At 68.2% G+C, this 5338-nt stretch carries 6 protein-coding genes; all 6 read right to left on the reverse strand.

Going from position 1 to position 5338, the window contains the following annotated elements; genetic code table 11:
- The coding region (locus AC2VON_RS21505; protein ID WP_486954674.1) for a DUF58 domain-containing protein at window positions 1-595 on the reverse strand (595 nt) is incomplete at its 3' end.
- Window positions 596-660: 65 nt separating this feature from the next.
- Window positions 661-1770: a chaperone MoxR1 gene (gene moxR1 / locus AC2VON_RS21510; protein WP_486954670.1), complete on the reverse strand. Its 1110-nt coding sequence runs from the start codon at window positions 1768-1770 to the stop codon at window positions 661-663.
- Between the two features lie 150 nt (window positions 1771-1920).
- On the reverse strand, window positions 1921-2604 hold the full coding sequence (gene ripB, locus AC2VON_RS21515; RefSeq protein ID WP_486954675.1) for an NlpC/P60 family peptidoglycan endopeptidase RipB: 684 nt from the start codon (window positions 2602-2604) through the stop codon (window positions 1921-1923).
- A gap of 59 nt (window positions 2605-2663) precedes the next feature.
- Window positions 2664-4145 (reverse strand): NlpC/P60 family peptidoglycan endopeptidase RipA, encoded by a 1482-nt coding sequence (ripA, locus tag AC2VON_RS21520; protein ID WP_486954671.1) that lies wholly within the window; start codon window positions 4143-4145, stop codon window positions 2664-2666.
- A 223-nt stretch (window positions 4146-4368) separates the two neighbouring features.
- Window positions 4369-4938 (reverse strand): Rv1476 family membrane protein, encoded by a 570-nt coding sequence (locus AC2VON_RS21525; RefSeq protein WP_486954672.1) that lies wholly within the window; start codon window positions 4936-4938, stop codon window positions 4369-4371.
- Between the two features lie 60 nt (window positions 4939-4998).
- Window positions 4999-5338, reverse strand: a 340-nt coding sequence (locus AC2VON_RS21530; protein ID WP_486954673.1) for an AAA family ATPase, incomplete at its 5' end; no start/stop codon positions are given.

Consider the following 5338-nt stretch of genomic DNA (forward strand, 5'->3'; position numbering starts at 1 on the left):
GCATCCAGTTGATCGGGCCGAGGAAGTCGCTGATGATCACCGCCATGCCGCGGCGACGTTGCGGCCGGCGCAGCGCGTCGATGGCCGCGGCGAGGTCCCCGCGCACCCCGAGCGCGGCCCGCGGTGCGGTGGCAATGGTGCGCAGCAGCGTCTGCTCGTGCATCCGCCCGGACCGCGCCGCCACCCGCACCGACCGTTCGCCGTTGGCGACCAGCGCGCCGATCCGGTGCCCGCCGCCGCTGTTGAGAAAGATGATGGCGGCGGCCGCCGCGACCGCGAGGTCCCGCTTCTCACATCGAGCGGTGCCGAAGTCCATGCTGGCCGACATGTCGATCACCAGCCAGGTCTCCAGCTCTCGGTCGGCGATCATCTGGCGGACATGCGGATGGGTGGTGCGGGCGGTGACCGACCAGTCCATCCGGCGCACGTCGTCACCGGGCTGGTAGAGCCGCGATTCGCCGGGTTCGGAGCCCGGGCCGGGGATCAGGCCGAGGTGGTCGCCGTGCAGCACGCCGTCGAGCTTGCGTTTGACGGTCAGTTCCAGGGTGCGCAGCGCCGCAGCGAGCTTAGGGTCACCGATGTCGCCGCGCAGCATCGACGGCGGCGCAGCGGCATCCGCGGTATCCGGGCCCCCCGACTCGGGCGGGGTGTCGGGTTCGGTCACCGACCGCTAGCCGCTGCCGCTGCGGCCGGAACCACCGGAGGCACCGAGTGTCCTTGCTGCGGAACAGCATTCACCTGCGGCAACGCAACGGTCTGCAGCACCCGGTTGATGACGATATCCGAGGTGATCTCGTCGGCGAGCGCATCGTAGGACAACACCAACCGGTGCCGCAGCACGTCGGGGATGACTTCGATGACATCCTGCGGGACCACGTAATCACGCCCCCGCACCAGCGCCAGCGTCCGCGCCGACGCGACGATGCCCAGCGAGGCGCGCGGTGACGCTCCGAAGGAGAGCCAGCTCTTGACGTCGGGCATGCCGAACTGCTCCGGCATGCGGGTGGCCATGACAACGCGCACCACGTAGTCGACCAGCGCATGGTGCACGAAGTTGTTGGCCGCCAGCCCCTGCAGCCGCAGCAGGTCACCGGGGTGGAGGATCTGCTTGGGCTGCGGCGGGGTGACACCCATCCGGTAGATGATCTCGCGCTCTTCCTCCGGCGACGGGTAGTCGACGTTGATCTTGAACAGGAATCGGTCGCGCTGCGCCTCCGGCAGCGGGTAGACGCCCTCGTGCTCGATCGGGTTCTGGGTGGCCATCACCAGAAACGGGTCGGGCAGCGGGAAGGTCTTGCCGCCGATGGACACGTGGCGTTCCTGCATGACCTCCAGCAGCGCAGACTGCACCTTGGCCGGCGCGCGGTTGATCTCGTCGGCGAGCAGGAAGTTGACCACCACCGGACCCAGTTCGGTGTCGAACTCCTCCCGCCCCTGCCGGTAGATTCGGGTGCCGTCGATGTCGGTCGGCACCAGGTCCGGGGTGATCGGTATTCGCGCAAACGTGCCGCCGACCACGCGCGCGAACGTCTCCACCGCCAGCGTCTTGGCCACCCCGGGGACACCTTCGAGCAGCAGATGGCCCTTGGCCAGCAGGCCGACCAGGATGCGCTCGACCAGCCGGTCCTGCCCGACGATGATGCGCTTGACCTCGAAGATGGCCCGTTCGAGCGCGTGCACTTCGGCGGCCAGCCCGTTACCGCCGGCCGGGGGGCCCTCCGGGCCGGGAAAACCGCCGACACCCGCGGGCGTCCTATCTGGTGACGTCATCGACAACCCTCCAAGCTCGGTAAACCTCTGTCGGACACGACTGTGTACCCGACCGTCGGCCGCGGGGCAGCCGCGTGCCCGCGTTTCACTATTCCAGGCGCCCGGGATTCCGTCGACGTCGCCTCTGGGCAGCGCGCCCGCCCCGGGCGGTCAATACTCGATGATCCGGGTCAGGTACGGCGTCATCCCTGCCGTCCGTACCGGGCTGACCGTGACCTTCCCGGCGCTGCCGGATGCCTCCAGCATCTTCCCGTCGCCGAGGTACATGGTGACGTGCTGGCCGCCGCCCGGGCCATAGAAGATCAGATCGCCCCGCTTGGCCTGGTCGCCGGGGATGTGCCGGCCGGCGTTGTACTGGTCGCCGGAGAACCGCGGGATCAGCACCCCGACACCGGCGAACGCGTAGCGCATCAGGCCCGAGCAGTCGAATCCCACCGTGTCGGCCCCGTCGCCGACGCCTTTGCTGGGACCGGTCAGCGAACCACCGCCCCATGAATACGGCACCCCCATCTGCGAACCGCCTCGACGGATGACGTACTCGATCGCCTGCCGGCCGTAAACCCGCCGCCCCGGTGCGATGTTGACACTGGCCTCACTCGGATCGGCACCGCCGATGTTGAACCCCAGCCCGGACAGGAACTTACGGCCCAGGTCCATCGTCGTCTGGGTCGCCTGCGCGGTGGCTTTCAGCGAGGCGGTCGCGATCGCCAGTGGATCGCCGGGCGCACCGGCGCTGATCAGCTGCGGCAGCGTCGGATCCCACGGGTTCTCGGCTGCAGCCGGGCCGGCCAGGCCGACCACCAGCGGAATCACCGCGAGCATCAGCCAGGTCATCCTGCCCGGCTTCAAATCGCGAAAGATCTTACAGCACATGGCTTCTCCGTTAATATCCGTCAGTATTCGATGTACCGGACCACGTAGGGCGTCATTCCGCTGCTGCGTACCGGGGACACTTTCACCGTCTGCCCGACATCGGGAGCCTCCAGCATCTGGCCGTTCCCCAGGTACAACGTCACGTGCTGACTCCCACCCGGGCCGTAAAAGATGGCATCGCCGCGGCGCATCTGCGATGACGGGATCTGTCGGCCCAGCTTGTACTGCGAGCCCGAGTAGTGCGGCAGCTTGATGCCCACCCCGGCGAAGGAGTACAGGATCAGGCCCGAGCAATCGAAGCCGACCGTGTTGGCGCCACCATCGATGCCCCGGCTCGGGCCCACGGCGTTGCCGCCGCCCCATGAGTAGGGCACCCCTATCTGCGACAATCCGCGCCGGATCACATATTCGGAGGCTTGGCTCCCATACACCCGTGGAATCCGGCCGTTGGTGATGCCCGACTCTGCGGCGGCGGGCGCGTCCGGCCTGATCAGGCCCATCGACTGCAGGAACTTGCGCCCCATACTGGCGGTGGCCTGCGCCGAGGTTGCCGAGATCCCCAGCACCGTATTGATGACGGCGATCGGGTCACCGCTGACGAAGGCGCTGGGTAGGGCCGGCAGCGTCGGATCCCACCCGCCATCCCACCGGCCGGCGTCCGTCGGCGCCGTGTTGGGTCCCCGGTCGGGGTGTCTGGCCCCGGATTCCCATCGGGTACCGGGCGGTGCCGGGCGCTGCCCCGCTGCCTGCGCCTGCTGGCGCTGCCGGCGTGCTGCATCGAGTTTGGCCGCAGCGTCGTTGCGCTGGGCGGCCAGCCGCTTGATCTGCTGCTGCTGCTCACCGAACTTGCGCTGGGTGTCGACGAGCGCCGCCACCGCGGTGTCCTGGCTGGATTGGGCGTCTGAGACCGCCTGGTCGGCCTTCTTCTTTGCCAGCCGTGCTGTCGACTCCTTGTTCACCTGCTCGGTGCGGGCCCGCTGCAGGTCGGCCAGCACCCGCTGGGAGCTGACCGATACCAGCTCACCGGCGGTGGCAGTGGCGATGACATCGGACGGGCCGGTCACGGTCAGGTAGGCCTCCGAAGGGCCGTTGACGTAGGTCGCCGCCGCGAACCTGTCAAATCGCCGCTGCGCCGCGGTGATCGCAGCGTCGGCGTCCTTGATCCCCTGCTGGCTGACCTCGACGTCGTGCTGGGTGGCGGCCGCGTCGTCCCGTGCGGTCTGCACCTCGGCTAACGCCTTGTTGACATCTTCCTTTTCGGTCTGAATGGCCACCGCTAGGTCCTGGAGCCGCTGGTTGGCTTCGGCGACGTCGGCGATCAGCGCGGCGATCTGCTCCGGGCTCGGCGCGGAGTCGAGCACCGGATCGGCAAACGCCAGCCCCGGGGCGGCCAACAGCACTGCCATGCTCAGCACCAAGACCCCGACGGGTTGGACGAGCCCGACGGCCGGTCGCAGGGAGCAGCCCTGAGAGCCCGACTGACGACGTCTGATGCGTCTCATTCGATTCGGGCCTCCTCGGACTCAACGCGCGTGGTTGGCGCCCAGCGGGGCTGAAAGCACAAACACCACACACGCATCATCCGAAACATACGCCACTCCAGGCACTGTGGGAACATTAGTAACGAACTACAGTGCCGTAATTGAGTCGATTGTGACCGAACAGTGATATCAGAGCTTGCTAACGAATCCGCTGACGCGGCTTTGACAGACTAATCTTCACTGGTCAATCCCGATGACCGAGGTTACGGGCCGGTGATTGGATTCGTTTGCTGCGCTGTTGCAGTACACGGGTGCCCGCAGTCGCCGCCGCGACCCCGAGCAGCAACACGATTGTCAACGCCGTCCAGGGGAGGTCGGGCGTGTTCAACTCGTTGACGAAGTTCTGCGCCGAGACCACCGGATTACCGGTCTTCGCCGCGTCTTCGCCGGCCTCCAACTTGGCACGATGGAACTGCCCGCTGTAGCTGCCGACGTAGGACGGGCTGAGCACCAGGACCGTGGAATCCGGGTAACCGCTGCCCACGACCGTTGCGACGTCGCGCAGCGCGGTGTCCATCCCCGGGTTGCGGGCAACCACCACAATCTTCAGGTCAATGCCGTCCCGGTTCGCCTCCTGCACCACCTCGCGCAGCGCCGGCACGTCCGCGGCCGGGGCGCTGATCGCGTCGGCGGTGACGCCGGCTTTCACCAGCGCCATGCACTCGTCGGGCGGGGCGGACGGGTCGAGCCCGACGGTGACGCAGAGTTCGCCAGGGATGTAGGCCGGATAGGAGGGGAACTGCGGGGTGGTCACGGACCACGACGCTACCAATCCGGTGCCGACCCACCGGCGCCGGCGCGCTGTGCGGGCCGGTCAGGCCAGTTCGATGAGGTCGCGGTAGTCGGCCGACCAGTAGTCCTCGGTGCCGTCCGGCAGCAGCACCACCCGCTGCGGCGCCAACGCCTCAGCCGCCCCTGGATCGTGGGTGACCAGCACCACCGCCCCGGTATAGCTGCGCAGCGCATCGAGGACCTGCTCGCGCGACGCCGGATCGAGGTTGTTGGTCGGCTCGTCGAGGAGCAGCACGTTCGCGGTGGAGGCCACCAGCCCGGCCAGCGCCAGTCGGGTCTTCTCGCCGCCGGACAGCGTGGCGGCGGGCTGATCGAGTTGCGCGCCGCGGAACATGAAGGCGCCGAGCAGGCCGCGCAGATCC

The sequence above is a fragment of the Mycobacterium sp. TH-M82 genome, from assembly GCF_057473605.1.